This window comes from Nocardioides luteus (genome assembly GCF_014648595.1).
GTDB lineage: Bacteria > Actinomycetota > Actinomycetes > Propionibacteriales > Nocardioidaceae > Nocardioides > Nocardioides luteus.
This window is the reverse complement of the sequence record NZ_BMRK01000003.1, coordinates 315,893-340,229: the sequence shown is the minus strand read 5'-3', so window position 1 is coordinate 340,229 and position 24,337 is coordinate 315,893. Positions and strand designations below refer to the sequence as shown.

General features: G+C 70.4%; 25 protein-coding genes. 11 read left to right on the top strand and 14 right to left on the bottom strand.

The annotated features are described in order from the left end of the window. Nucleotides 1-38: 38 nt before the first annotated feature. The gene (locus IEY81_RS06085) at nt 39-884 is read right to left on the bottom strand and encodes an enoyl-CoA hydratase (protein WP_189117562.1); all 846 of its coding nucleotides are present in this window, start codon (nt 882-884) and stop codon (nt 39-41) included. Nucleotides 885-931: 47 nt separating this feature from the next. On the opposite strand from IEY81_RS06085, the gene IEY81_RS06080 reads away from it, so the two are divergent. The 3 genes from IEY81_RS06080 to IEY81_RS06070 all read left to right on the top strand — a co-directional run bounded on the left by IEY81_RS06080 (nt 932) and on the right by IEY81_RS06070 (nt 4,203). Beyond that, nucleotides 932-2,110 (top strand): acyl-CoA dehydrogenase family protein, encoded by a 1,179-nt coding sequence (locus IEY81_RS06080; protein WP_189117561.1) that lies wholly within the window; start codon nt 932-934, stop codon nt 2,108-2,110. Beyond that, nucleotides 2,107-2,901 carry an SDR family oxidoreductase gene (locus tag IEY81_RS06075; RefSeq protein WP_189117560.1) on the top strand — a complete coding sequence of 265 codons (795 nt, stop codon included), beginning with the start codon at nt 2,107-2,109 and terminating at the stop codon, nt 2,899-2,901. Before IEY81_RS06080 ends, IEY81_RS06075 begins: the two co-directional genes overlap by 4 nt. 153 nt (nt 2,902-3,054) lie before the next feature. Further along, nucleotides 3,055-4,203: an acetyl-CoA C-acetyltransferase gene (locus tag IEY81_RS06070; protein ID WP_189117559.1), complete on the top strand. Its 1,149-nt coding sequence runs from the start codon at nt 3,055-3,057 to the stop codon at nt 4,201-4,203. A gap of 46 nt (nt 4,204-4,249) precedes the next feature. Here the strand turns inward: IEY81_RS06070 and yidC are convergent, their stop codons facing one another. The 5 genes from yidC to IEY81_RS06045 all read right to left on the bottom strand — a co-directional run bounded on the left by yidC (nt 4,250) and on the right by IEY81_RS06045 (nt 8,037). After that, nucleotides 4,250-5,053, bottom strand: coding sequence for a membrane protein insertase YidC (gene yidC / locus IEY81_RS06065; RefSeq protein WP_189117558.1), 804 nt, complete (start codon nt 5,051-5,053; stop codon nt 4,250-4,252). A gap of 54 nt (nt 5,054-5,107) precedes the next feature. Further along, the gene (locus IEY81_RS06060) at nt 5,108-5,395 is read right to left on the bottom strand and encodes a hypothetical protein (protein ID WP_189117557.1); all 288 of its coding nucleotides are present in this window, start codon (nt 5,393-5,395) and stop codon (nt 5,108-5,110) included. A gap of 34 nt (nt 5,396-5,429) precedes the next feature. Further along, nucleotides 5,430-5,999: a GNAT family N-acetyltransferase gene (locus tag IEY81_RS06055; protein ID WP_189117556.1), complete on the bottom strand. Its 570-nt coding sequence runs from the start codon at nt 5,997-5,999 to the stop codon at nt 5,430-5,432. Nucleotides 6,000-6,014: 15 nt separating this feature from the next. After that, nucleotides 6,015-7,085, bottom strand: a complete 1,071-nt coding sequence (locus tag IEY81_RS06050) for an NAD(P)H-dependent flavin oxidoreductase (RefSeq protein ID WP_189117555.1) — start codon at nt 7,083-7,085, stop codon at nt 6,015-6,017. Nucleotides 7,086-7,293: 208 nt separating this feature from the next. After that, the gene (locus IEY81_RS06045; protein WP_189117554.1) at nt 7,294-8,037 is read right to left on the bottom strand and encodes an enoyl-CoA hydratase family protein; all 744 of its coding nucleotides are present in this window, start codon (nt 8,035-8,037) and stop codon (nt 7,294-7,296) included. Between the two features lie 112 nt (nt 8,038-8,149). Here IEY81_RS06045 and IEY81_RS06040 point away from each other — a divergent pair, with 112 nt between their 5' ends. After that, complete coding sequence (locus tag IEY81_RS06040; protein WP_189117553.1) at nt 8,150-9,031, top strand: SDR family oxidoreductase; 882 nt, start codon at nt 8,150-8,152, stop codon at nt 9,029-9,031. 125 nt (nt 9,032-9,156) lie between these two features. On the opposite strand, the gene bla is transcribed toward IEY81_RS06040, so the two are convergent. Next, a complete protein-coding gene (bla, locus tag IEY81_RS06035; RefSeq protein WP_189117552.1) occupies nt 9,157-10,044 on the bottom strand; it encodes a class A beta-lactamase in 888 nt (295 codons plus the stop codon). 141 nt (nt 10,045-10,185) lie between these two features. On the opposite strand from bla, the gene IEY81_RS06030 reads away from it, so the two are divergent. The 3 genes from IEY81_RS06030 (at nt 10,186) to IEY81_RS06020 (ending at nt 13,635) form a co-directional block, all read left to right on the top strand. Further along, complete coding sequence (locus tag IEY81_RS06030; protein ID WP_189117551.1) at nt 10,186-11,070, top strand: LysR family transcriptional regulator; 885 nt, start codon at nt 10,186-10,188, stop codon at nt 11,068-11,070. Then, nucleotides 11,067-11,990, top strand: coding sequence for a serine hydrolase (locus IEY81_RS06025; protein WP_189117550.1), 924 nt, complete (start codon nt 11,067-11,069; stop codon nt 11,988-11,990). Before IEY81_RS06030 ends, IEY81_RS06025 begins: the two co-directional genes overlap by 4 nt. 271 nt (nt 11,991-12,261) lie before the next feature. Then, nucleotides 12,262-13,635, top strand: a complete 1,374-nt coding sequence (locus IEY81_RS06020; RefSeq protein ID WP_229787406.1) for an MFS transporter — start codon at nt 12,262-12,264, stop codon at nt 13,633-13,635. A gap of 377 nt (nt 13,636-14,012) precedes the next feature. On the opposite strand, the gene IEY81_RS06015 is transcribed toward IEY81_RS06020, so the two are convergent. Further along, nucleotides 14,013-15,320, bottom strand: a complete 1,308-nt coding sequence (locus tag IEY81_RS06015) for a D-arabinono-1,4-lactone oxidase (RefSeq protein WP_189117548.1) — start codon at nt 15,318-15,320, stop codon at nt 14,013-14,015. 159 nt (nt 15,321-15,479) lie between these two features. On the opposite strand from IEY81_RS06015, the gene IEY81_RS06010 reads away from it, so the two are divergent. Continuing rightward, nucleotides 15,480-16,688 (top strand): amino acid deaminase/aldolase, encoded by a 1,209-nt coding sequence (locus IEY81_RS06010; protein WP_189117547.1) that lies wholly within the window; start codon nt 15,480-15,482, stop codon nt 16,686-16,688. 22 nt (nt 16,689-16,710) lie between these two features. On the opposite strand, the gene IEY81_RS06005 is transcribed toward IEY81_RS06010, so the two are convergent. The 4 genes from IEY81_RS06005 to IEY81_RS05990 all read right to left on the bottom strand — a co-directional run bounded on the left by IEY81_RS06005 (nt 16,711) and on the right by IEY81_RS05990 (nt 19,761). Next, entirely contained in the window at nt 16,711-17,328 is a 618-nt protein-coding gene (locus IEY81_RS06005) for a TetR/AcrR family transcriptional regulator (RefSeq protein ID WP_189117546.1), read from the bottom strand. Between the two features lie 133 nt (nt 17,329-17,461). Continuing rightward, nucleotides 17,462-18,337 carry an endonuclease/exonuclease/phosphatase family protein gene (locus IEY81_RS06000; protein WP_189117545.1) on the bottom strand — a complete coding sequence of 292 codons (876 nt, stop codon included), beginning with the start codon at nt 18,335-18,337 and terminating at the stop codon, nt 17,462-17,464. Between the two features lie 96 nt (nt 18,338-18,433). Next, nucleotides 18,434-19,225: a hypothetical protein gene (locus IEY81_RS05995; RefSeq protein WP_189117544.1), complete on the bottom strand. Its 792-nt coding sequence runs from the start codon at nt 19,223-19,225 to the stop codon at nt 18,434-18,436. Between the two features lie 83 nt (nt 19,226-19,308). Further along, nucleotides 19,309-19,761, bottom strand: a complete 453-nt coding sequence (locus IEY81_RS05990) for a carboxymuconolactone decarboxylase family protein (protein ID WP_189117543.1) — start codon at nt 19,759-19,761, stop codon at nt 19,309-19,311. A gap of 139 nt (nt 19,762-19,900) precedes the next feature. On the opposite strand from IEY81_RS05990, the gene sigJ reads away from it, so the two are divergent. Further along, nucleotides 19,901-20,782, top strand: coding sequence for an RNA polymerase sigma factor SigJ (gene sigJ, locus IEY81_RS05985; RefSeq protein ID WP_189117542.1), 882 nt, complete (start codon nt 19,901-19,903; stop codon nt 20,780-20,782). Nucleotides 20,783-20,897: 115 nt separating this feature from the next. On the opposite strand, the gene IEY81_RS05980 is transcribed toward sigJ, so the two are convergent. Beyond that, nucleotides 20,898-21,542, bottom strand: a complete 645-nt coding sequence (locus IEY81_RS05980) for a maleylpyruvate isomerase family mycothiol-dependent enzyme (RefSeq protein WP_189117541.1) — start codon at nt 21,540-21,542, stop codon at nt 20,898-20,900. A 230-nt stretch (nt 21,543-21,772) separates the two neighbouring features. On the opposite strand from IEY81_RS05980, the gene IEY81_RS05975 reads away from it, so the two are divergent. Both IEY81_RS05975 and IEY81_RS05970 read left to right on the top strand, forming a co-directional pair. After that, nucleotides 21,773-22,546 (top strand): IclR family transcriptional regulator, encoded by a 774-nt coding sequence (locus IEY81_RS05975; protein ID WP_189117540.1) that lies wholly within the window; start codon nt 21,773-21,775, stop codon nt 22,544-22,546. A 57-nt stretch (nt 22,547-22,603) separates the two neighbouring features. Continuing rightward, on the top strand, nt 22,604-23,413 hold the full coding sequence (locus IEY81_RS05970) for an ICP22 family protein (RefSeq protein ID WP_189117539.1): 810 nt from the start codon (nt 22,604-22,606) through the stop codon (nt 23,411-23,413). A 9-nt stretch (nt 23,414-23,422) separates the two neighbouring features. Here the strand turns inward: IEY81_RS05970 and IEY81_RS05965 are convergent, their stop codons facing one another. Next, the gene (locus tag IEY81_RS05965; RefSeq protein WP_189117538.1) at nt 23,423-24,322 is read right to left on the bottom strand and encodes a hypothetical protein; all 900 of its coding nucleotides are present in this window, start codon (nt 24,320-24,322) and stop codon (nt 23,423-23,425) included. Nucleotides 24,323-24,337: the final 15 nt, after the last annotated feature.

Sequence of the window (24,337 nt, the reverse complement as noted above, 5' to 3'; positions counted from 1 at the left end):
TGTTACAGCTCGCCGGACGGGTGCACCGCGCTCGAACCTCACTTCTTCATCGACCTCGCATCCAGCCCCGCGAGCGAGTCCTTGCCGACCTCGGCGTTGTGCGCGTGGGCGGCGTGATGGAGCCCGAAGACCGAGTCCATCCCGGCGCGCATGCCCATCAGATCCTCGGCCTGGTTGACGGCCTTCTTGGTCAGCGCCAGACCCAGACGCGGCATCTCGGAGATCCGTTCCGCGAGGGCCAGCGTCTCGGACTCGAGGTCGTCGCGGGGTACGACGTGGTTGACCATGCCCCACTTCTCCGCCTGGGAAGCGGAGAACCGGCCGCCGGTGAAGAGCATCTCCTTGGCCGCGCGGGGGTTGGTGACCCACGGGTGGGCGAAGTACTCGACCCCGGGGATGCCCATCTTCACCACCGGGTCGGAGAAGAACGCGTCGTCGGAGGCGACGATGAAGTCGCAGGACCAGGCCAGCATCAGCCCGCCCGCGATGCAGGCGCCCTGCACCATCGCGATGGTCGGCTTCGGCAGCTCCCGCCAGCGCCGGCACATCCCGAGGTAGACCTCCGACTCGCGCGCGAAACGGGAGTCGACGCCCTCCTTGCCGACGTGGTCCCACCACATCACGGCCTTGCGCTCGAAGCTCTCGTCGATGTCGCGGCCGGGGGTGCCGATGTCGTGGCCGGCGCAGAAGTGCTTGCCGTTGCCCCCCAGGACGATCACCTTGATCTCGTCGTCGTTGGTGGCCCGCGTGAACGCCTCGTCGAGCGCGTAGGTCACCTTCGAGTTCTGGGCGTTGCGGTATTCGGGGCGGTTCAGTCGCACCACCGCGACGGGGCCATGGGTCTCGTACGTCACGACGCTGGTCTCGGAAGGAGTGGCGGTCATGCCGTAGACGCTACCAAACAAGTGCTTGGTTTGGTAGGTTGTCCGGCATGGACCTGACCTACTCCGCCGAGGACGAGGCGTTCCGTGCCGAGGTGCGCGAGTGGCTCGCCGACCACCTGGTCGGCGAATGGGCCGAGCTGCGCGGCACCGGCGGGAACGGCCGCGACCACGAGTCCTACGAGGGTCGGCTGGCCTGGAACCGCTATCTGGCTTCACACGGGTGGACCTGCCTCGGCTGGCCCGAGGAGCACGGCGGCCGCGGGCTGCCGCTGTTCCAGCAGGTGATCTTCCACGAGGAGTACGCCCGGGCCGACGCCCCGACCCGGGTGAACCACCTCGGTGAGGAGCTGCTCGGGCCCACCCTGATCGCGCACGGCACCCCGGCCCAGCAGGAGCGCTTCCTGCCGAAGATCGTCGCGGCCGAGGAGCTGTGGTGCCAGGGCTACTCCGAGCCCGGCGCCGGCTCCGACCTCGCCGGCGTGCGCACGCGAGCCCGCCTGGACGGCGACCGCTGGGTCGTCGACGGCCAGAAGGTGTGGACCTCCAACGCCCACCTCTCCGACTGGTGCTTCGTGGTCTGCCGCACCGAGCCGGGGTCATCGCGACACCACGGGCTCTCCTACCTGCTGGTGCCGATGGACCAGCCCGGTGTCGAGGTGCGGCCGATCCAGCAGCTCACCGGCACCTCGGAGTTCAACGAGGTCTTCTTCGACGGCGCCGAGACCGCGGCCGACCTGGTCGTCGGAGCGCCCGGCGACGGCTGGAAGGTCGCGATGGCGACCCTCGGCTTCGAGCGCGGAGTCTCCACCATCGGCCAGCAGGTCGGCTTCGCGCGCGAGCTCGAGACGGTCGAGGAGGCGGCCCGCGCCTCCGGCGTCATCGACGACCCCTCCATCTCGCTGCGGCTGAGCCAGGCCCATGTCGGGCTGGAGGTGCTCCGGCTGCACGCGCTGCGGACGCTCTCCGCGTACGACTCGGGGTCATCAGGTCCCGAGGCGAGCGTCTCCAAGCTGCTGTGGGCGCGGTGGCATCGCGACCTCGGTGAGCTCGCGATGGACGTCCTCGGACTCTCCGGACTGACCACCGGCGACGACTACGCCCTCGACCGGCTGCAGTCGCTCTACCTCTTCTCCCGCGCCGACACCATCTACGGCGGCTCGGACGAGATCCAACGGAACATCATCGCCGAGCGTGTGCTCGGCCTACCGCGAGAGGCGCGTGCATGAAGCCCGAACAGCCCACCCCTGCGTACGTCCCCGGCCACTCGCTCCTGGAGGGCCGCGTGGTCGTCGTGACCGCCGCCGCAGGTGCGGGGATCGGGGCGGCCGTGGTGCGGAAGGCGCTCGAGGAGGGCGCCAAGGCGGTCGTCGTCTCCGACACCCACGAGCGGCGGCTGAAGGAGTCCGTCGACGCTCTCGGGGAGGAGTTCGGGGCGGACCGGATCACGGGCGTGACCTGCGACGTCACCCAGGAGGACCAGGTCCAGGCGCTGCTCGACGCGGCCGAGCCGTTCGGCGGCGTCGACGTGATGATCAACAACGCCGGGCTCGGCGGGACGGCGTCGGTGCTGGAGATGACCGACGAGCAGTGGTCGCGGGTCCTCGACATCACCCTGACCGGCACGTTCCGGTGCATCCGGGCGGTCGGGCAGCGGTTCGTGGCCGCCGGGAAGCGCGGCGTCATCGTCAACAACGCCTCGGTGATCGGCTGGCGTGCCCAGGAAGGGCAGGCACACTACGCGGCGGCCAAGGCCGGGGTGATGGCGCTGACCCGCTCGGCCGCTGCCGACCTCGCCGCGCACGGGATCCGGGTCAACGCGGTCTCGCCGTCGCTGGCGATGCACCCGTTCCTGGAGAAGGTCACCTCGCCCGAGCTGCTCGTCGAGCTCAAGGGTCGCGAGGCCTTCGGCCGCGCCGCGGAGCCGTGGGAGGTCGCCAACGTCATGGTCTTCCTGGCCAGCGACTACTCGTCCTACATGACCGGCGAGGTCGTCTCGGTCTCGAGCCAGCATGCGTAGGGCCCCGCTGGTCGAGCCGGGAGGCCGCCTGCGGCCGAGCGTGTCGCGACCAACACAGTCCGATCGAGCGTCGACGGGACCGTGTTGGTCTCGACACGACGTCGCTCGTCCCTCACGACGTCGGCTCGACCGACGTGGGTAAGGAGTAAAACATTGTCTGAGGCATTCATCGTCGACGCGGTCCGTACCCCTGTCGGAAAGCGAGGAGGTGCGCTGGCCGAGATCCACCCGGCCGACCTCGGCGCCCACTCGCTGGCCGCGCTCGTCGACCGCACCGGGATCGACCCGGGGGCCGTCGACGACGTGATCATGGGGTGCTGCGACACCATCGGCGGCCAGGCCGGCGACGTCGCGCGGACGGCGTGGCTGGTGGCCGGGCTGCCCGACCACGTACCCGGCGTGGCCATCGACCGGCAGTGCGGCTCCTCGCAGCAGGCGGTGCACTTCGCGGCGCAGGGAGTCATGTCGGGGACCCAGGACCTGGTCGTCGCGGGCGGGCTTCAGAACATGTCCGCGATCCCGATCTCGGCGGCGATGCTCGTGGGGCAGCAGTACGGCTTCACCACGCCGTTCGCCGAGTCGCCCGGCTGGGTGAAGCGCTACGGCGACCAGGAGGTCTCCCAGTTCCGCTCCGCCGAGATGATCGCCGAGAAGTGGGAGATCTCGCGCGAGGAGATGGAGATGTACGCCCTCGCCTCGCACCAGCGCGCGAAGACCGCGATCGCCGAGGGGCGGTTCGACCGGGAGATCGTGCCGGTGGGCGACTTCGACACCGACCAGTGCCCGCGGGAGACCTCGCTGGAGAAGATGGCCGCGCTGGAGCCGCTCGCTCCGGGCGGACGGATCACCGCCGCCGTCGCCTCTCAGATCTGCGATGCGTCCTCGGCGCTGCTGGTCGCCTCCGCCGCGGCCGTACGCACCTTCGGGCTGAGCCCGAGGGCCCGGATCCATCACATCTCGGTGCGCGGCGACGACCCCGTCTGGATGCTCACCGGCCCGATCGAGGCGACGCGGCACGCTCTGGCCAAGACCGGGCTGAGCGTCGACGACATCGACCTGTTCGAGTGCAACGAGGCGTTCGCATCCGTCGTGCTGGCGTGGATGAAAGAGCTCGACGTCCCGCACGAGAAGGTCAACGTCAACGGCGGCGGCATCGCCCTCGGCCACCCCATCGGCGCCACCGGTGCCCGGCTGATGACGACGCTGCTCAACGAGCTCGAGCGCACCGGCGGCCGCTACGCGCTGCAGACGATGTGCGAGGGCGGCGGCCAGGCCAACGTCACCATCATCGAGCGGCTCTGACCTCGAGGTCGTGAACCTCAGCGTGATCCCTGGGCCACGCTGAGGTTCACGACGTCTGGAGCTGCTTCTCGGCAGCAGGGGAGCCGGGCGTGGGGAACCAGCGGTGGATGACCGCTGCCTGCCCTGCGGTCCACAACCCGCTGATGACCCAGTAGACGAGCAGGGCCAGCGGGACGCTGCTGCCGGCCAGGAGCATGCCGCCGGCGGAGATGACCGGCATCAGCTCCTGGATCCGGAGCATCGAGTCCGGCATGCCGGTGCGGACCATGTTGGGCAGCACCCACAGCCGCTGGGTGACGTAGCTGACCAGCGCGGCGGTCGCGGCGAGACCGAGGGTGATCACCAGGTGGGTGGTGTCGCCGGAGAGGTAGCCGTGACCGGTGAGCGGGGTGCCGAGGAAGGTCGCGGCGCCGAGCGAGGACACCAGCGAGTCGTTCATCGCGCCGACCGCGGTGTCGCGGCTGACGTCGAAGAGCAGGTGGTAGAGCGCGAGGAAGATCGGCAGCTGGGCGAAGGCGGCGAGCATCGCGAAGCGGGGTACGCCGTGCTCCTCGTTGATCTTCCGCCGCTCCTCCATCATCGCCATCATGTCGGCCTGGGTCGGGCTGCTCTTCGCGTTCTTCTCGGTGTACTTCTTGGTGAGCGCCTGCAGCTGCGGGCGTGCCCGCGCCGACGCGTGGGCGTGGCGGACGCCGCGGATCGTGAGCGGCAGCAGGACGAGCCTGACCAGCACCACCACCGCGGCGATGGCGAGCAGCCAGCTGGCGTCGGAGCCGGCGAAGGTGAGGACGTGGTGGGCGCCGGCGAGCGCGGCCGCCAGGGCATGGGACAACGGGGCGAGGACGGACATGGGTGTGCTCCTGAGACGAGTGGGTAGGACCGACGGGCTCGCCTGGGGCGAGCGTCAGTCGAGCTCAGGAGCGCGCGGGCGGCGCGGGGAGCAGACCGGGTCGGTGACCCGGGCGGCGAGGTGATGAGGTCCGTCGGTCGTCTCCGTAGGAGCCGAAGAACGCGCCCTGACCAGGGCGAACGTGCCGAAGTTGGCGATCGCTCCGACCGCGACGGCCGCGAGCGCGGTCGAGACGGCGATAGTGAGCAGCGCCTGCTCGGGGTCGACGCTCATCAGCGCCGGGAGCATCAGCGTGAAAACGGCGACGAGCGCGATGCGTACGCGGCTCGTCTCGGTCTTCACGACACACACTGTAGCGACCGAGGGCAACCGGGACTCACTCGAAGCTGCGCCGCATCAGGATGCGCGGGTGGCCGGCGAGGGTCGAGGTGGTGTCGGCGGCGTGCGTGAAGCCGGCCGCCTCGAAGTTCTTCCTGATCCCTGCGTAGGCCATGGTCAGGTCGACCTTCGCACCCTGGTTGTCGAGCGGATAGGCCTCGACCGCCGGGGCACCGCGGTCGCGCGCGAAGTCGACAGCACCCTCGATGAGCGCGTGCGAGATGCCCTGACCGCGGTGGCCGGGGCGGACCCGGATGCACCACAGCGACCAGACCGGAAGGTCGTCGACGTGCGGGATCTTGCGGTTGCGGGCGAAGGTGGTGTCCGCGCGTGGGGCGACGGCGGCCCAGCCGACCGGCTCGTCATCCTCGTAGGCGAGGAGGCCCAGTGGCCCGTCGTTCAGCAGGTTGCGTACGAAATCCCCGCGCTCCTGACCGCGCATCTTGTTGTTGATCTTCGACGGGATCCGGTAGCTCAGGCACCAGCAGACGCTGGCGTCGGGGCGTTTGGGACCGACGAGGGTGCGTACGTCCTCGAACACCGTCGCCGGGCGAACCTCGATGGTCATGGGGCCACCATGGCGTCAGATGCGGGTGGCGTCCAGGTGTTTGAGGCGGTCGGCCGCCTGGGTGATGATCCGGTCGACGAGCTCCTCGCAGGTGGGGAGGTCGTCGAGGAGGCCGACGACCTGGCCGCTGGAGAGCATCCCGGCACTCGTGTCACCCTCGACCAGGCCGGCACGCAAGAGCATCGGGGTGTTGGCGGCGAGGACGACCTCGGACCAGGTGCGGTCGCCGCCGTGGACCATGGTGCGGCCGTCCTTGAACAGGGTCTTCCAGGGCAGGCCGGACATCTCCTTGAACTGGCGGGTGCGCTTGAGCGTGCGCAGGAGCTTCGCGGTGACGCCCTCCTTCTCGAGGGTGTCGATGAACTCGGTGCGGAGCAGGCGGTGGGGCATGCCGTCGGCCTTGGTCGTGACCACGGTGCCGTCGAGGCCGAAGTCCAGGTAGCGACGACGGACCTCCTCGGGCACCGCCGAGTCGGCAGTGAGAAGGAAGCGGGTGCCCATGCCGATGCCGGCGGCGCAGTAGGAGAGTGCGGCGGCCAGGCCACGGCCGTCGAAGAACCCGCCGGCGGCGACGACGGGGATGTCGACGGCGTCGAGGACGCTCGGGAGGAGCAGAGTGGTGGGGACCGCGCCGGTGTGGCCGCCGCCCTCGCCGCCCTGGATCATCACCATGTCGGCACCCCAGCCGGCCACCTTCTTGGCGTGCTTGGCGGCGCCGATCGACGGCATCACGACGATGTCGTGCTCCTTGAGCGTGGCGATCAGCTCGGGCTTGGGGGCGAGCGCGAAGCTCGCGACCTTGACGCCGTGGTCGATCAGCAGCCGGCAGCGGTCGGCCGCGTCGGAGGCGTCGGCGCGCAGGTTGACGCCGAACGGCTTGTCGGTGCGGCCCTTGACCTCGACGATCGCCTTCTCGAGCTGGTCGAGGGTCATCGTGGCGGAGGCGAGGATGCCGAGGGCACCCGCATTGGCGGTCGCGGAGACGAGGCGCGGGCCGGCGACCCAGCCCATCCCGGTCTGCACGATCGGGTGCTCGACCCCGGTGAGCTCGGTCAGCGGCGTACGAAATGTCTGTGTGGTGCTCACGCTCTGCCCTTCCGTCGTTCATCCAACGCCGAGTCGGCGCATCTGCCCCAAGATCCGACGCCGAGTCGGCGCAACTGCCCCGGAATCTGGCGCCGAGTCGGCGCAACTGCCCCGAGTGTGTGGGGCAGACGCGCCGACTCGGCGTCCTGAGGTGGGGCAGATACGCCGGGTCGACGCTGTGGGGTGGGGCAGATGCGCCGACTCGGCATCACTTCTGGTCCTTCACGAAGGCGTCGCGGCGCTCGTCGGCGACACCGGCGAGGTTGAGCTCGAAGGTGAAGCCCTGCTCGAAACGGTAGGAGGTGTTGACGTCGATCGGGTCGATGCCGTTGAGGGCGGCCTTGGCGGCGCGGATGACCTGGGGGTCCTTCGTCGCGATCTGCCGGGCGACCTCGAGGGCCTTTTCGTCCAGCTCGTCGCGGGGAACGACCGCGTGGACCGAACCGAGCTCGTGGAGTCGCTGGGCGGTGATGGTCTGGGCGGTGAAATAGAGCGTACGCAGCATGTGCTGTGGCACCAGCCGGCTCAGGTGGGTGGCGGCTCCGAGGGCGCCGCGGTCGACCTCGGGTACGCCGAAGAAGGCGTCGTCGCTGGCGATGATCGTGTCCGCGTTGCCGACCAGGCCGACGCCGCCGCCGAGGCAGAATCCGTTGACCGCGGCGATGACCGGGACGGGGCACTCGTAGATCGCCTTGAAGGCGGCGTAGCAGCCGCGGTTGGCGCCGAGAATGCCCTCGAACCCCTCGATCTGCTGCATCTCCTTGATGTCGACGCCTGCGTTGAAGCCCTTGCCCTCGGCGCGCAGGATCACGACCCTGGCGCCGTCCTCGGCTGCCTGCGTGACGGCGTCGGCGACCTCGAACCAGCCCTTGACCGGCAGCGCGTTCACCGGCGGGTGGTTCATCGTGACGACGGCGATGTGCTCGTCGGTGACCTCGGTGGAGATGCCCATGGCTCCGTTCCTAACCTAGCGATTGCTTGGTAGCCTAGCAGTTGCTTGGTTCGGGCTGGCAAGGCTCGACCATCGAATTCGTAGGTGCAGGCATCGACTCAGGGAGCACTCAATGACCGGACTGTTGGACGGCCGGATCGCGATCGTCACCGGAGCAGGGCGGGGGATCGGCCGGGCGCACGCGCTCGAGCTCGCCCGCCACGGCGCCAAGGTCGTCGTCAACGACTTCGGCGTCTCGCTGGCGGGGGAGGGCACCGACGAGTCACCCGCTGCGCAGGTCGTCGGTGAGATCGTCGCCGCGGGTGGCGAGGCGGTCGCCAACGGTGCCGACGTCGCGGACTTCGCCGCCGCGGAGGCGCTGATCGGGCAGGCAGTCGAGACGTACGGCGGTCTGGACATCCTCGTCAACAACGCCGGCTTCGTACGCGACCGGATGCTCGTCAACACCTCCGAGGAGGAGTGGGACGCGGTGATCCGGGTGCACCTGAAGGGTCACTTCGCGACGCTGCGGCACGCCGGTGCGTACTGGCGGGCGGAGTCGAAGGCCGGTCGTCAGCGGGACGCGCGGGTCATCAACACCTCCTCCGGCGCGGGGCTGCAGGGGTCGATCGGGCAGGGCACCTACTCGGCTGCGAAGGCCGGGATCGCCGGGCTGACGCTGGTGGCCGCGGCCGAGATGGCGCGTTACGGCGTGACCGTCAACGCGATCGCGCCGGTCGCCAAGACCCGGATGACCGAGGGCGCCTTCGACACCTCCGCGATGGCCCTGCCGGAGGACAACAGCCCCGTCGTCGCCTGGCTCGCCTCCGAGGACGCCCGCGACGTCACGGGTCGAGTCGTCGAGATCGACGGCTCGCGCATCACCGTGGAGAACGGCTGGGCTCACGGGCCCTCTGCCGATGCGGGTGCGCGCTGGGAGGCCGCCGAGGTCGGCCCCGCGCTCCGCAAGCTGCTGGCCGAGGCGCCCGAGCCGGAGAGCGTCTACGGAGCCTGAAATTCGGTCGGTCGCGGGCTGGGCGGCACCTGTAACACGTCGTTCGTAGGACTATCCGGTCGTTCCAATAGGGCGAGAAGTCCTACGAACGACGTGTTACAGCTCGCGATCGACGTCTCGAGCGGTCAACGAAGCTCGGTGCAGACAGTCGCCGCGATGTCCACCAGGGCGGCGTCGATCGGCTCCGCGTCGGGGTCGTCGGAGCGGGTCAGGGCGGCGATGACGATCGGTGCGCCGCTTGGGGTCCAGGTGACACCGATGTCGTTGCGGGTCGCGTACTCGCCACCGCCGGTCTTGTCGGCCAGCCGCCAGCCCTCCGGGACCCCGGCACCGAACCGGGTCACTGTCGACTGGTTGGCCAGCATCCAGGTGGTCAGCTGCTCCCTGTCCGCGCGGCCGAGGGCGTCGCCGACCACCAGCTTGCGGTAGGTCTGCGCGATCGCGCGCGGGGTGGTGGTGTCGCGTACGTCGCCGGGGATCGCGGTGTTGAGCTCGGTCTCCCAGCGGTCCAGCCGGGTCTTGTCATCGCCGAGGGAGCGGGCGAAAGTGGTGATGCCGGTAGGGCCGCCGATGAGCTTCAGCAGCACGTTGGCGGCGGTGTTGTCGGAGCGGGTGATCGCGGCCTCGGCGAGCTGGGCGACCGTCAGACCGTTGCGCGTGGTCAGCTCGGTGACCGGCGAGTTGAGGACGATTTCGGACTCGTCCCAGGTCAGGCGGCGCTGGAGCATGGTCGGCGGCAGGTCGCGCAGGATCTTCGCAGCGAGCAGGACCTTGAACGTCGACAGCATCGGGAAACGCTGGTCGGCGCGGTGCTCGATGGTGCGCCCGGTCCGGAGGTTCTGCGCCCAGACGCCGATGGTGCGCTGGTGGGTCCGCTCGAGCTCGGCGATCGACGGGCTGCCGGCGGCGTACGCGACCGAACCGCCGGCCACGCTCGATGCGACGGTCGAGGCGACGGCGGCTGCGGCGGCACCGCCCAGGATCGTGCGGCGGCTGAGGATCGGGTGGGTCATGGAGATCGCCTTTCAGAGTCATGACTGAGTCGTCTCGGGCATCGTGACGTCGCCGCGACGACCACGTCCAAGGACGATCCGGCATGGACGTATGCATGGCTGACATGCGACGTGATGAGGTCGATCAGCCATCCTGTACACGTGGACCTACTGCTGCATCTGCGCGGTTTCACCGCGGTCGCCGACGAGATGAGCGTCTCCGAGGCCGCTCTGGAGCTCGGTGTCGACCAGCCGCTCCTCAGCCGTCGGCTGCGTGCTCTCGAGCGGGAGCTCGGCGTTGAGCTGGTCGACCGGACCCGGCGGCAGATCGCGCTCACTCCCGCAGGTCAGGCCCTGCTGCCGCGGGCTCGTCACCTGGTCGACCAGGCCGACCACCTGCTGCGCAGCGTCCGCCGCCACGAGCGAGCGCGCTTCGTGATCGCGGCCCCGGCCGGTTGCGACCCCGCTCCGCTCGCCCGGCTGGTGACGCTGCTCGAGGAGGCCGGCGTCGACGTACGCCTCGCCGGAGAGAATCCCGCACCCGAGGCAGCCGCCTGGACGGTCGAACCGTGCGACCCCGATGCGGCCACCTGGGTCACGCGTCTCGGCGCCGCAACTGCGCCGGGCGGCGACGAGCGGCCGATCTCGCTGGGTGCGCTGCGGCCTCGGCGAGGCGGAGAAAGTACGCAGGTCCTGGCTCTCGCGCGGGACCTCGACGAACCCGGCGGTCGGCTGCGACGGCTCGCCGACGGGGCCGGCATCGGCCCGACCACGCTGCGCGGCGCGGAGCACGGGCTCGCGGTGGCCGAGACGCTCGCGGGCCGCGCGACGTTGATCTGTGCGCGGCACGAGGCGGTGGCGTACGGGTTGGTCTGGTCGCCCTTCATCGATCCTGTCCTGCGGGGCCATCGGCTGGTCGAGCAGCCGCCGGTGCCTGCGCCGCTTGCAGGTGGGCCGGTGCGGGAGCAGGCGCTCGCACTGCTCGGGGCGAGTGTCGGTGCGCCGGTGGTCGCGGGTGTCGAGGTAACCGGGGAGGCGGCCGAGTGAGCCCGCTGATCGGCAGCGACCGTGGACTGATCGACCTCGCCGAAAGGATCACCGAGCGGTTCCGCGACCTTCAGGTCAGGGTCGCTTTCCTGGCCCGCGACATCGACACCGGTCTCGAGGTCGGCGTCGGCGTCGACCGCCAGATGCCGCTCGCGTCGGTGGCCAAGGTGCCGCTCGCGCTCGTCGTCGCCGACCGGATCGCCCGCGGCGAGATCGACGGCGGTGCGATGGTGTCGCTGTCGGCGGCGGAGCGGAGCTTCGGCCCGTACGGCATCTCTGCCTTCACCCACGACGCCACCTGCTCGGTCGTCGACCTCATGCTGATGATGCTCGGCCTCAGCGACAACGCCGCCGCCGACGCGCTCTTCGATCTGGTGCCGCCGCGCGAGGTCGACGAGCAGCTCGCCGAGTGGGGCCTCGACGGGCTGCGGGTGCGCCACCGGATGCAGCCGATGTACGACTACGCCACCCGCGTCGCCGGCCACGACTTCGCCCTCGCCACCCAGCTCGCGGTCGAGGGCCGCCGCCCCGGTGGACGGCACGTCATCGACTCGCTCGATGTCGAACGCGCCACCGTCGGCTCCCCGCGCGCCTGCGTATCCCTGCTCGAACGTGTCTGGCGCGACGAGATCGCCAAGCCCGAGGCGACCGAGCTGGCGCGCCGTCTCATGGGGAAACAGGTCTTCACCCACCGCATCGCCGCCGACCTCCTCGCCGACGACATCCAGCTCGCCGGCAAGACCGGCAGCTTCCTCACCCTCCGCCACGAGATCGCCGTCGTCACCCACGCCGGCGGCCGCGTAGCCATCGCCGCCCTCACCGACTCCGACCGCACCGCCCGCATCCAGAACGACGTCGACCTCGCCATCGCCGCCACCGCCCGCGACGCGGTCGACGCCCTAGCCTCCCGCCGCCCCTGACCCGCTCAGCCGGAACGGCAGTTGCGTCGGCCGAAACGGCACTTCGGTCGGCCGAGAGGTCACGTACGTCGGCCGACACGTCGCCGCTGCCAACTCGCCCGTCGGGAGTGACGTGTCGTCCGTGGGGACTGACGCCTCGTCCGTCGGAACTGACTTCTCGGCCGACAGACCTGCCATCTCGATCATCAGAAGTGACGCCTCGGCCGACGGGGCCGACGCCTCGGCCGAAAACCAGATGGCAACCACGGGGGCACGGTGGTGCAATTGGCCAGTGCCCGCCCTGCCCGGTTTTCTCACCAATCTGATCCCGCCGACGCCGTTGTCTCGGCGGCTGGCGACGCAGTCGCTGCTCTTCGCGGCGGGGGACGGTACGTTCAACACGGCGGCGGCGTTCTACCTGGTCACGTTCGTCGGACTGAGCCCGGCGCAGATCGGCGTGGGGCTGACGGTGGCGGGGATCGCGTCCTTCATCACCGCCTACCCGATGGGCCGGCTGGCCGACGTCATCGGACCGAAGCGGATCTGGGCGATCAGTGCTCTGATCAGCGCCTCGATGTTCGCGACGATGCCGTTCATCCACGGGTTCTGGGCCTACCTGGCCGTCATCGTCGTCTTCGAGGTGGTCAACAACGCGGGCGGCGCCGGCCGCAACGCGTACGTCCTGGATGTGCTCCCCGACAAGGAGCGGGTCCAGACGCAGGCGTTCATGTACTCCAGCCTCAACCTCGGTTTCACGATCGGCGCCCTGATCGCCGGTATCGCGCTCGCGCTGCCCACCGATGTGGTTCTGAAGTGGGGCGTACCGTTCTTCGCGCTGGCCGTCGGCGTGGCCAACTCGCTGTGGATCACCCGCCTGCCGCGGGCACCTCACGACGAGCGCCGCGCCTCCGGCGAGACCATCGTCAAGGCGCCCGGGCCCGGTGCGCTGCGCAACGTCGGCTGGCTGCTGGTGACCACCTTCACCGGCACGCTCTGGTCCAACCAGGTGCTGCTCCACACCGTGATCCCGCTGTGGCTGGTCGAATACACCGACTCCCCGCGCTGGCTGCTGGCCTGGCTGTTCGCGACCAACACGGTGCTGTGCATCATCCTGCCGGCGTACACCTCCAAGGGCGTACGCGACGTCCGCGACGCCCTCCGCAGGGTCTGGTGGAGCAGCGGGTTCTTCGTCGCCGCCTGCGCGATCACCCTGGTCACCCACGACACCCGCGGGATGCTCACGATCTTCCTGGTCTGGCTCGGCCACGTAGCCGTCACCGGAGCCGAGCTGGCCATCGGCTCCGCCTCATGGGCCCTCCAGGCCGAGCTCATGGACCCCGACAAGCGGGGCGAGTACGAAGGTGTCGCCGGCATCGGCCGCCAGCTCGGTGGCGCCTGGGCCCCTGCGCTCTTCACCTTCCTCGCCATGGGCTGGCACCCCGACTTCTACGACGGTGCCGGCTGGATCGTGATCGCGGCCATCATCGTCGCTGCCGCGGCCGCCATGGGCCCCTCGGCCAACCTGGCCGTACGTTTCCGGCAGACCCACTTCCCACGCAAGGCCGAATCCGACGACCCGGAGGGCCCGGGAGGCCCCGAGGGCCCGGACGGCCCCGGCCCGGACGGCCCGACCGAGCCGACCGAACCGGCCCCCGCCGTAGCCTGACCTTCGCCGAGTCGGCGCATCTGCCCCACGTACGAACGCCCACTCGGCGCATCTGCCCCGAAATCCGACGCCCACTTGGCGCAATTGCCCCGCTGAATCAGCCGGAGTCGGCGCATCTGCCCCAACGTCTGAGGCAGTTGCGCCGACTGGGCGTTCCTGGGTGGGGCAGATGCGCCGACTGGGCGTTCTTGGGTGAGGCAGTTGCGCCGACTGGGCGTTCCTGGGTGGGGCAGATGCGCCGACTGGGCGTTCTTGGGTGGGGCAGTTGCGCCGACTGGGCGTTCCTGGGTGGGGCAGATGCGCCGACTGGGCGTTCTTGGGTGGGGCAGTTGCGCCGACTGGGCGTTCCTGGGTGGGGCAGTTGCGCCGAGTCGGCGTCAGGAGCCCAGGACCTGGGTCAGGTAGGGGTTGGTGAAGGTGCGGGTCGGGTCGAGCTTGTCGCGGAGGGTGATGAAGTCGTCGAGGCGGGGGTAGCGGGAGGCAAGGTCGGAGGCGGAGAGAGTGTGCATCTTGCCCCAGTGGGGGCGGCCGCCGGCCTCGGTGGCGATGCGCTCGAAGGCGGCGAAGTAGTCGGCGCGCCAGGGCGAGGTGGGGGCGGTGTGGATGGCGATGTAGACGTTCTCGCGCTCGAAGCCGGTGGAGAGCGGGATGTCGTCGGCGGCCGCGACCCGGACCTCGACCGGGAACGAGATGTTCCACGAGGACGCCTCGACGGCACGCTGCAGCTCACCGAGGACCTCCATGCCGGCAGCGCGCGGGACGGCGTACTCGCTCTCCACGAACCGCACCTTCCGCTGCGAGGTGAAGACGCGGTAGGAGATGTCGGTGAACTCGCGCGGCGAGAGGGCGGAGGCGGCGAAGCGAGCCAGGGGCCGAACCAGCCCAGGAACCCGAAGACCGAGGCCGACGGTCGCCCCGAGTGCCTGGTTCGACAGCAGCTCGTCGTCGAACCAGCCCCGAACCCGCCCAACGGGCGACAAAGGTGTCTCGGGCAGCGGCCGACGGGTGTTGTGCTTGGTGAGCACGCGGGTGGTGTGCGGGAACCAGTAGAGCTCGAAGTGGTCGGTCCCGGACGCGTGCTCCTCAAAGGAGGCCATCACCTCGGCGAGCTCGCCGTTGCCCTCGCGGGCGTGCAGTGCGAAGAGCGGCTCGGTCTGGAGGGTGACCTCGACGATGATCCCGAGCGCACCCAGCCCCACCCGCGCCAGATCGAAGATCTCCGGGTTCTCGGCCGGAGAGCAGGAGACGACGGACCCGTCGGCGAGGAGCAGCCGGAGGCCGCGTACCTGCGTCGCCAGGCCACCGAACCGCGCTCCGGTCCCGTGGGTGCCGGTCGAGATCGCGCCGGAGATCGACTGCTCCTCGATGTCGCCGAGGTTGGTCATCGACAGCCCGAGCGCCTCGAGCGCACGGTTGAGCACCTTGAGACGGGTGCCGCCGCGTACCGTCACCAGCCCGGTCGTGGCGTCGGCCCGCACGATCCCGGAGATACGGTCGAGGCTCACCTGGATGTCGACGGGCGACCCGATCGCGGTGAACGAGTGGCCGGCGCCGATCGGTTTCACCCGTCGCCCGCCCTCGGTCGCGGCCACGACGACGGCCGCGAGCTCCTCCTCGTCGCGAGGCACCAGGACCTCGACCGCATCGTTCCGCTGGTTCCCTGCCCAGTTCTGCCACTCCGCCACGCGGGCAAGGGTGGCCGGTGGCGGGCGTCCGGTCAACGCCCCCGTCCAGATCCGGAACGCCGCTGCGACGGCCGGTCGAGACCGACGTGGCCCACGCGGCGGCACAGTTGGTCACCTGCCGTTGACGCGGGCGCTACGCGGGGCATAGACACTTGGGTCGTGGTCACGACTTCCCACCATCTCTCCGCCCAGCAGCACGAACGGCTCGACCGGGCGACCGCCGCTCTCGACGGACCCGTCGGGGCGGTCGACCTGGAGGCGTTCGACGCCAACGCCGACGATCTCGTACGCCGCGCCGCGGGCACCCCGATCCGCGTGGCCAGCAAGTCCGTACGCTGCCGGGCGCTGATCGACCGGGCGCTCGCCCGGGAGGGGTATGAGGGGATCCTGGCGTTCACGCTGCCCGAGGCGCTGTGGCTGGCCGAGACCCACTACGACATCGTCATCGGCTACCCGACCGCCGACCGGACCGCGCTCGGCGTGCTCGCCAAGGACGAGGAGAAGCTCGCCCGGATCACGCTGATGGTCGACAGCGCCGAGGGGCTGTCGCTGGTCAAGGCCGCGATCGGCACCCCGGTCGCTCCGGTACGCATCGCCATCGACCTCGACGCCGCCCTGGTCCTCGCGCGCCGGATCTGGCTGGGCGCCCGGCGCTCGCCCGTCCGCACCCCCGAGGACGCCGTCGCGCTCGCCCGCATCGTTGCCGAGGACCCGGATCTCCAGCTCGTCGGGCTGATGGCCTACGAGGGCCAGGTCGCCGGCACCGTCGACCGCCCGCTCGGTGGCAACCCGCCTCCGGCCGTGATCCGGAGGATGAAGAAGGCCTCGATCGCCGACATCGCGGAGCGCCGCGGCAAGATCGTCTCGGCCGTACGCTCCCTGGCCGACCTCGAGTTCGTCAACGGCGGCGGCACCGGCTCGATCGAGTCGACCCGCGCCGATCCGTCGGTGACCGAGATCGCCGCCGGCTCCGGGCTCTTCGGGCCGACCCTCTTCGACCGCTACGACGGCTTCACGCCCCACCCCGCGGCGTACTTCGGCCTCACCGTCGTCCGGCGCCCCGCGCCTGGCATCGTCACCGTCGCCGGTGGTGGCTGGATCGCCTCGGGGCCGCCAGGACCTGACCGGGTGCCGAGCCCGACGTACCCCTTCGGTCTGGAGTACGTCTCCGCCGAAGGTGCCGGGGAGGTGCAGACGCCGCTGCGCGGTCATGCCGCCGACGCGCTCGCGATCGGCGACAAGGTCTGGTTCCGGCACGCGAAGTCCGGCGAGGTCTGCGAGCGGCTCGACGTGCTCAACCTGATCGAGGGCGACTCGATCATCACCGTCGCGCCGACCTACCGGGGCGAGGGCCTGACCTTCCTCTGACCTCGCCCGTTGGGCCGAGGGTTCAGGACGGCTCGCCGAGCAGCTTGACCCAGCTGTCGGTGAGCAGCTCGCACATCCGCTCCTGCCCCACGCCCCAGTCACCCTCGTGCCAGTGCTGGGACACGTAGTCGAACTGCCCCATCGCCAGCGCGCCGAGGAACCTGCGGCAGTCGGGCGCGAAACGGTCGGCCTTGGCCAGGCCGGCGGCGACGTCGCCGATAGCGATGTCCATCCAGGAGTCGACGACCTCGGTCAGCTCGGGGTCGACGGCCTGGGCGGCCCGGCTGATCGTGATGATCGGCCGCACGACCGGCCAGTGGGCCGCGGTCTCCCGGATCCAGGCGCCGATCTGCTCACGCGTGCCGGAGGCGACCGCGTCGACCAGCCCCGGAATCGTCGAGGTGCTCTCGGGAGTGCGGAGCCTGGACAGCTCGTCGTTGAGCCGCTCGGTGATCAGCGCCTTGATGATCTCCGACTTCGAGGGGAAGTAGGCGTAGAAGGTCACCCGGGTCGTACCCGCCGCCGACGCGATCTCGTCGACGGTCGTCGCCGCGTAGCCGCTCGCGAGGAACCGGTCCATCGCAGCGTCCAGGAGGAGACGACGGGTCATCTCCTTCTGGGTCGCACGGAGGTGGGCCATAGGACCAGAATAATCCACGGAGACCGCCGTTCGGCCAGGTGAGACGCCCTGAGTACGCCGCGCGCGGATCGTTGACGCCGCGTAAATCGAGGCAGGGGCGAATGCCGGTAGACCTGCCGGGGCGCCGCCTGCGTCACCGACCGGACGAAGGCGAGAGCCTGACCCGGGCCTCGTAGAACGCTGCGTGGTCGGTCGCCCGTCGGACCGACGGGCCGGAGTGGGCCTGGTAGCGGTCCGGCCGCAGCGGGGCGCTGAAGAACGCCTGGTCGATGGGGGCACGGGCCGCGGTGGCGCAGTCCTGGTGGCTCGCGAGCGGGCTGATCAGACCGGTCTCGGGCGAGGTCAGATCGCACAGGATGTCGTTGCGCTGGTTGAAGTCGCCGGCGACGATCATCGGCACTTCCGCGCGGGCGACGACGGCCTCGACGATCCGGGCGTCCAGGTCGCGCCACCTCCGCTGCCCGGGCGCCGAGGGGAGGGTCGCGGGGAAGTGCACGGGGAGGATCCCGACGCGCTGACCGGACGCCCGCTGCTCGAGCACCACCACCGGCGCGGTGACCCGGGCGCCGTCGCGGTAGTACATCGTGACGGTCTCGCGGCTGACCAGCCGGAAGACGGAGCGGCGGTAGAAGACCACGTCGTCGGTGGCATCGGGCGTCGCGACCACCGCGAATTCGCGTCCGAAGGACGCCAAAGCGGAGCGCTGCGGCGCCTCGACCTCGGCGAGCACCCCGAAGTCGGAGCGCGTACGCCGCAGGTGGCTCACCACGATCCGCATCCGGGGCACACCGTCGAGCCGGTCGGCGGCAGCACCGCCGGGCGCGGTGTGGTGGTCGGCCCAGGCATTGAGCCAGCTGAACCGCTGGAAGCCACGCTCCACCGGCGCCGCCTGCACCGCCCGAGCCGCCTCGGCCGGCCCGGCGATCGGCCCAGCCGCGGTCCGAGGGAAGAGGAAGGTGAGCACGGCGGTGACAACGCCGCACACTGCGATCACAGGTGTGGGGGACACATTCGCTGACACTAGGAGCGGGCCGTGTGTGCTCCGCCAAACCCGTTCGAACAGCCGGAGGACGTCGGGTGAACACCCGCGAGGGTCTCGTCGAGGCTACAGATCCATGAACATCAGCGCACCGGCGATGTCGGCGGTGCCGTAGTGGAGGAAGTCGTCGACCCGGTCCTCGGACACGCCCTTCTGGGCGGTCACGAAGCCGACGACGAGCGCCTTGGAGGACTCCTTGGCGACCCACTTGCCGATCACGTCGTCGGGCACGAGGCTGCCCGTGGGCAGGTCGAAGTCGGTCTCCTCGACCGACGCAGAGGCGGTGGTGGCCTCCGCATCGCTGCCGAAGACGTACACGATCCGGAGCATCCGCAGCTTGCCGTCCTCGGCGTCGTGGATGCCCATGGCGGCGTACTCGCAGCCCTTCTTCTCCAGCGCCGCCGACGCGATCGGTCCGCACTCGGGGTAGTCCTTCGAGGCCGAGTACGTCGCGCTCATGGCCACGTCGCCGAGCTTGAAGTCCCAGTCGCCCTCGAAGAGCTCTCCGGCCAGGCTGTCGCCGGCGGGAGCAGAGGTCGAAGGGGCCGGTGAGGCGCTCGCCGAGGTGGTCGGCGTCGCCGTCACCGTCACCGGGCCGGGCTTCGCCGTGGGGTCCTCCGCGCCGCGGAGGATCACGATCGCCGAGGTGATGATGACGCCGATGATCAGCACCACGGCGATCGCGGCGAGCCCGATCACGATCGGCCACGGGTTGTGCGAAGAGGGCTCACCGGCGCCGAACGACTGCTCGTCCGGCGCGCGGTAGGGCTCGGTCCCGGGCTGGAGGTTCGGCGCCGGAGGCATCGCCCCGTACCCGTCCGGCTGCGACGGCGGCGGCGGTGGTGTCGGTGTCGTCATCGGTCCCCCTGCCCGAGAAAGATCGTGTGCTCGAACAGGTTGTCACACCGACGGGCACCGGACAGCAGGTAGCCCGAAGCCGCTCAGGGAGCGACGGGGTAGTGGCTCGAGATCGCGACCCGGTTCCAGGTGTTGATCGTGATCGCGACCCAGGTCAGAGCGGCGATCTGCTTCTCGTCGAGGATGCTCTCGACGTCGACGGTCGGGGCGGGCAGAGTGTGCAGGTCGCCGATGCGGGTGATCTGCTCGGCGATGGTGAGCGCCGCCTGCTCCACGGGAGTGAAGTACTGCGACTCCCACCAGGCGGCCACCAGCGCGAGACGTTCGGTGGTCTCGCCGTTCGCGAGGGCGTCCTGGGTGTGCATCCGCAGGCAGAAGGCGCAGCCGTTGATCTGTGAGGCGCGCAGCTTGACGAGGTCGACGGTGAGCGGGTCGATCCCGGCGACGTCGGCGGCGTCCTTGGTCGCCTCCTCGACGGCCATCACGGCCTTGTACGCAGCGGGGAACAGCTTGGTCACGTTGATGTGGGCGAGCATCTGAATCCTTTGGTCCTGGCCCGCCAGAGCGCGGGCACTCACCCTCCTGACGAGGTCCCGTCGAGGAATGTGAGGTGGCGACCTCACATCCGGCCTGTCCGGCTCGTCACAGTGGGTGAACCCCGAAGGAGGTGCCACGATGCCTGACATGGACGACCTGGGCGAGGTGATGATCGAGCGCCGTCGCCTGATCGCGCTCGCGTACCGCCTCCTCGGCACCCTCGAGGAGGCCGAGGACGCCGTCCAGGAGACCTACCTGCGCTGGTACCGCCTCACCGACGCCGAGCGCGCGGCCATCGACAACCCTGCCGGCTGGCTGAGCCGCGTCACCAGCCGGATCTGTCTCGACGTGCTGAAGTCGGCGCGTGCGCGCCGGGAGAGGTACGTCGGCCCCTGGCTGCCCGAGCCCGTCCGGCCGGGCCTCCTCGCCGGCCCCGAGGATCCGGCCGACCGCGCGACCCTCGACGACACGGTGAGCACCGCGCTCCTCGTGGTGCTCGACGCGATGACCCCGGCCGAGCGGGTCGCGTTCGTGCTCCACGACGTCTTCGCCGTGCCGTTCGCAGAGATCGCCGAGGTGGTCGGCCGCACGCCGGCCGCCGTGCGCCAGCTCGCCGCCTCCGCCCGCCGCCGCGTCGCCGAGCAGCGCGACGTCGTCGCACCGTTGCCCGAGCACGACGACGTCGTACGCGCCTTCGTCGCCGCCACCGCCGGCGGCGACCTCGGCCGGCTGGTCACGCTGCTGGACTCCTCGGTCACACTGCGCTCCGACGGTGGCGGCCGGGTCAGCGCGGCCCTCAACCCGATCCTGGGTCCGGAGAAGGTGGCTCGGTTCCTGCTGGGAGTGCTCACCAAGCGGCCGACCTGGTCGATCCGCCCCGAGCCCACCGCCGACGGCCTCGGCTTCTCGCTCGTCGAGGACGGCGTCCCGCGGGGTGTCGCCAACCTCCGCGTCGTCGACGGCCGGGTCACCGACGTGTGGATGGTCGTGAACCCGGACAAGCTCGTCCGCTGGAGGTGACCTCAGGCGGCCGGCCGGGGTGATCGGCGGGTGCTGAGGGGGTAGTCCAGGGAGTTTTGGCCCGTTACTCACGAGTAGACCGGCCGAAACTCCCTGGACTACCCCGAGAACACTGTCACAACCAAGGCCCCAGCTCCGGCGCACCGACGAGCTGGTGCGGCCGCCCGGCGAGCCAGGCGGCGATCTCGGGCAGCGGCCCCTCGACGGCGCGCAGGTCGTCGTCGGAGAGACCGCGCTTCGTACGGATCTCGTCGACGAGCGCGAGCAGGAAGTCCTCGGGCAGGTCCGCGAAGCCGATCCCGACGCCGAGGTCGACGGCGTGGATGTAGACCTCCCGGGCCCTCATCCAGGGGACGTCGCTCGCCTGTCGGGTGACGAGCTGGGCGGTGATGATCTCGTGAGCCCACTGCTCGGGGGTCAGCCGGTCCATCGCCTCGTCGAGCTCGCGGGTGCCGCGGACGTACCACTCGCGGAGCTCCTCGGCCGGTCGCGTCGCTGCTGTCTCGATGTCGGCGTTGCGCTGCTCGGGGGAGGTGTACATCCGCTTCTCCACGCCCGTCTCGGCCCAGGAGATCAGGTTGCCGAGGGCGTCGGCGTTGGCGGCGACGTGGCCGAGAAGGTGCTTGCGGGTCCAGCCCGGCAGCTGGGAGTCGGCGTCGAAGTCCCCGGTCTCGAGACGGTCGAGGCCATCGGTGAACAGGGCGGTGCCCTCGGTGACCCAGCGGCGGGTGTCGTCGAAGGAGCGGGTCGGTTCGGTCATCTTCTGGTGTCCTCACTTCTCTGGTGATCAGAGTCTGACGCGTCCGTCCCGGATCCGGCAGAGGACCCGGTAACCGCGTGTGGACCTGGGTACCGGCCCGCGGACGCGGGCGACCGCGTCATCCAGACGTGAAAGAACGAATAATTCTGTTGTAGAGAACACTCAGAGCGTCAATCTCCTGCGGAGCGGAGCGATAGGTGCTTGGTTTGGTGTGCACAGGAAGAGGTGGGATGGACAAGCCGCTCAAGACTCGGCCCCCGTATGCGATCACCAGCGTCGACCACGCACTCAAGCTGGCGGCGATCCTCCAGCTCGAAGGCCGGCTGACGGTCTCGGAGGCAGCGGCTCGGCTCGACGTGGCTCGCTCCACCGCCCACCGGCTCCTCGCCATGCTCGTCTACCGCGACTTCGCGGTGCAGGACGAGGACAAGGTCTACCGCGCCGGCCCGGTGCTGGAGCTCGCCGCCCACTCCCGCTCGACCGCGTCCCGGCTCCGTCAGGTCGCGCTCCCGCACCTGCAGCGCCTCGTCGACCTGCTCGGCGAGTCCGCCAACGTCGCCGTCCGTGCCGGCGACACCTGCCGGTTCATCGCCTCCGTCGAGTCGCCCCAGTCGCTCAAGGTCGGCTCCCGGGAGGGCATGGTCTTCCCCGCCCACCGCACCACCGCCGGTCTGCTGCTCCTCGCGCAGATCTCCGACGAGGAGATCGCCTCGATCTACTCCCGGGAGAGGTACGCGGACCACCCGGCCGATCGCCCGGACCTCGACGCGCTGCGTACCGAGATCGAACGGGTACGCCGCAACGGCTTCGCCTTCAACGACGGTCGCTCCGAGCGCGGCGTGATCGCGGTCGGGGTGCCGGTCCGTGGCGCCAGCGGCGACATCGTCGCCGGGATGTCGATCTCGATGCCCAGCGTGCGCTACGACAAGGAGTCGCTGCCGAGCCTCGTCGCGACCCTGATGTCCGGTGCGGCCGCCCTGGAGCGTGACCTGCGCGAAGGGTGACCGACTGCATACGCTCACGGCCGGAAGCGTGGGGTCGCGCGCGTTAACCTTGAGTCGATGAGCGAGACGCCGACTTCCAGCGAGGCCCCGGAGCAGCAGAAGCCGGCCAGCATCGACTGGCTCGCGACCGCCGCTGGTGCGCTCGCCGCTGTCACCTCAGCCGTCCTGCTGTCGACGCTCGGCGCGGTCGGCACGCTGGTCGGCGCTGCGATCGGCAGCGTCGCGGCCACGATCGGCAGCAACCTCTACCTGCGGTGGCTCCGCAAGAGCCGGGAGAAGGTCGCCAGCGTGCAGGCGCTGGCCCGCTGGCGGGCCGCTGGGCTCGCCGGGGTGCGGGACGGCGCGACGGCTGTCTCGGAGTCCGCAGCTGCAGCAGAGAAGGACGCCGAGAACTCCGGAGACGGCTCGACCTGGCGGGAGCGGCTCGCGGAGCTGCCCTGGAAGCGGATCGCGATCGCCTCGCTGATCATGTTCGTCGTCGTGGTCGCGGCGATCACGATCTTCGAGCTCCTGGCCGGTCGCAGCGTCAGCTCGTTCGTCGGTCGTGGCGACGGCAGCACCACCATCTCCGACGTGACCCGCGGAGGTTCGGACAGCGGCGAGGAGAAGCAGGAGAAGGACCCGACACCGGCGCCTGCGTCGCCGGGGGAGTCCGCGACCGACGACCCCGATCCGTCGCAGGCGCCGCCGGAGTCCGAGGCGCCACCGAGCGAGGGGTCGAGCACCGAGCCGTCGGAGTCGGCCGGTTCGAGCGCGCCTCCGACCGAGCAGCCCAGCGAGGGCTCCAGCCCGACGAGCGAGCCCACGCCGACGCAGCCGGTGACGCCGGGCGACGTCCCCTCGGAGATCGGCGAGCCCGCCTCCTAGGGGCCGGTCTCACATCCGGAAGAGGATCTCCGCGCCGAGGTCGGTGTTGCCGTAGGAGGTGTACTCCTTGCCCTTGGTCACGGTGATGCCGTCGTTGGCCGTGACCATGGTGTAGACGACGTACTTGCCGTAGTCCTTCACCTTGAACCAGCCCTGGGTGTAGGCCGGCAGCGAGGCCTCCTCCGGCGGGATCACGTCCGTCGGCTCGATCGCCGCCGCGGCCTTCCCGGCCGCGTCGGCGGTGCCGAAGTCGTAGACGAAGTGGGTCATCCGCAGGTTGGCCCGTTGGGCCTTGTAGGAGACCCGGACCGCGTAGTCGCAGCCCATCTTGCGGATCTCGCGCTCGAGGGTCGCCTTGCAGCCGCGGTAGTCCTTGCCGCTGAGGTAGCGGGCCTTGAGGGTCACGTCGCCGTAGGTGAACTGCCAGGGGCGGGGGACATCCGCCTTGGAGAGGCGCTCGGGGCCGATCGTCGAGCGCGTCGCGCCGCTGTCGCTCGAGTCGGACGGCGCACTGGTCTCCGGCCAGCCGGGCCGGCCGCTCGCCTCGCCGCTGACGTCGGCACGGCCACCGCCGGTTCCGGGCGAACCGGTCGCGGTGCCGGAGGAGGGGGAGTCGCTCACCGTCGGAGAACCGGCCGTGGTCGCCGCCTCGTTGCCGCGGGTGAAGAGGGTGTAGACGACGACGCCGCAGACCGCCACGAGGGCGAGGGAGACGGCGATGGTCAGGACCTGGCGCAAGGGGCCGCCCTGTGCGGCGCGCTCCTTGCGGGCGTTGAAGGCGGGCCGGTCGCTGCCGATCTCCTGGGAGAGCCCGATCAGGCGCTCGTTGTAGTCGAACGGGGCAGGCTGCTTCTGCGGCTCGTCAGGCGCGCCCGAATCGGGGGAGCCTGGGGGCGGCGGATACGGCATGGGGTTTGTCTACCA

Coding starts and splice junctions, on each gene's coding strand:
- IEY81_RS06040 (WP_189117553.1), top strand. CDS start 8,150: ATGACCGGACTGTTGGACGGCCGGATCGCGATCGTCACCGGAGCAGGG.
- IEY81_RS06005 (WP_189117546.1), bottom strand. CDS start 17,328: ATGGCCCACCTCCGTGCGACCCAGAAGGAGATGACCCGTCGTCTCCTC.
- IEY81_RS05980 (WP_189117541.1), bottom strand. CDS start 21,542: ATGACCGAACCGACCCGCTCCTTCGACGACACCCGCCGCTGGGTCACC.
- IEY81_RS05965 (WP_189117538.1), bottom strand. CDS start 24,322: ATGCCGTATCCGCCGCCCCCAGGCTCCCCCGATTCGGGCGCGCCTGAC.
- IEY81_RS06075 (WP_189117560.1), top strand. CDS start 2,107: ATGAAGCCCGAACAGCCCACCCCTGCGTACGTCCCCGGCCACTCGCTC.
- sigJ (WP_189117542.1), top strand. CDS start 19,901: ATGCCTGACATGGACGACCTGGGCGAGGTGATGATCGAGCGCCGTCGC.
- IEY81_RS05995 (WP_189117544.1), bottom strand. CDS start 19,225: ATGACGACACCGACACCACCGCCGCCGCCGTCGCAGCCGGACGGGTAC.
- IEY81_RS06085 (WP_189117562.1), bottom strand. CDS start 884: ATGACCGCCACTCCTTCCGAGACCAGCGTCGTGACGTACGAGACCCAT.
- IEY81_RS06055 (WP_189117556.1), bottom strand. CDS start 5,999: ATGACCATCGAGGTTCGCCCGGCGACGGTGTTCGAGGACGTACGCACC.
- IEY81_RS06080 (WP_189117561.1), top strand. CDS start 932: ATGGACCTGACCTACTCCGCCGAGGACGAGGCGTTCCGTGCCGAGGTG.
- IEY81_RS05990 (WP_189117543.1), bottom strand. CDS start 19,761: ATGCTCGCCCACATCAACGTGACCAAGCTGTTCCCCGCTGCGTACAAG.
- IEY81_RS05975 (WP_189117540.1), top strand. CDS start 21,773: ATGGACAAGCCGCTCAAGACTCGGCCCCCGTATGCGATCACCAGCGTC.
- IEY81_RS06045 (WP_189117554.1), bottom strand. CDS start 8,037: ATGGGCATCTCCACCGAGGTCACCGACGAGCACATCGCCGTCGTCACG.
- bla (WP_189117552.1), bottom strand. CDS start 10,044: ATGACCCACCCGATCCTCAGCCGCCGCACGATCCTGGGCGGTGCCGCC.
- yidC (WP_189117558.1), bottom strand. CDS start 5,053: ATGTCCGTCCTCGCCCCGTTGTCCCATGCCCTGGCGGCCGCGCTCGCC.
- IEY81_RS05970 (WP_189117539.1), top strand. CDS start 22,604: ATGAGCGAGACGCCGACTTCCAGCGAGGCCCCGGAGCAGCAGAAGCCG.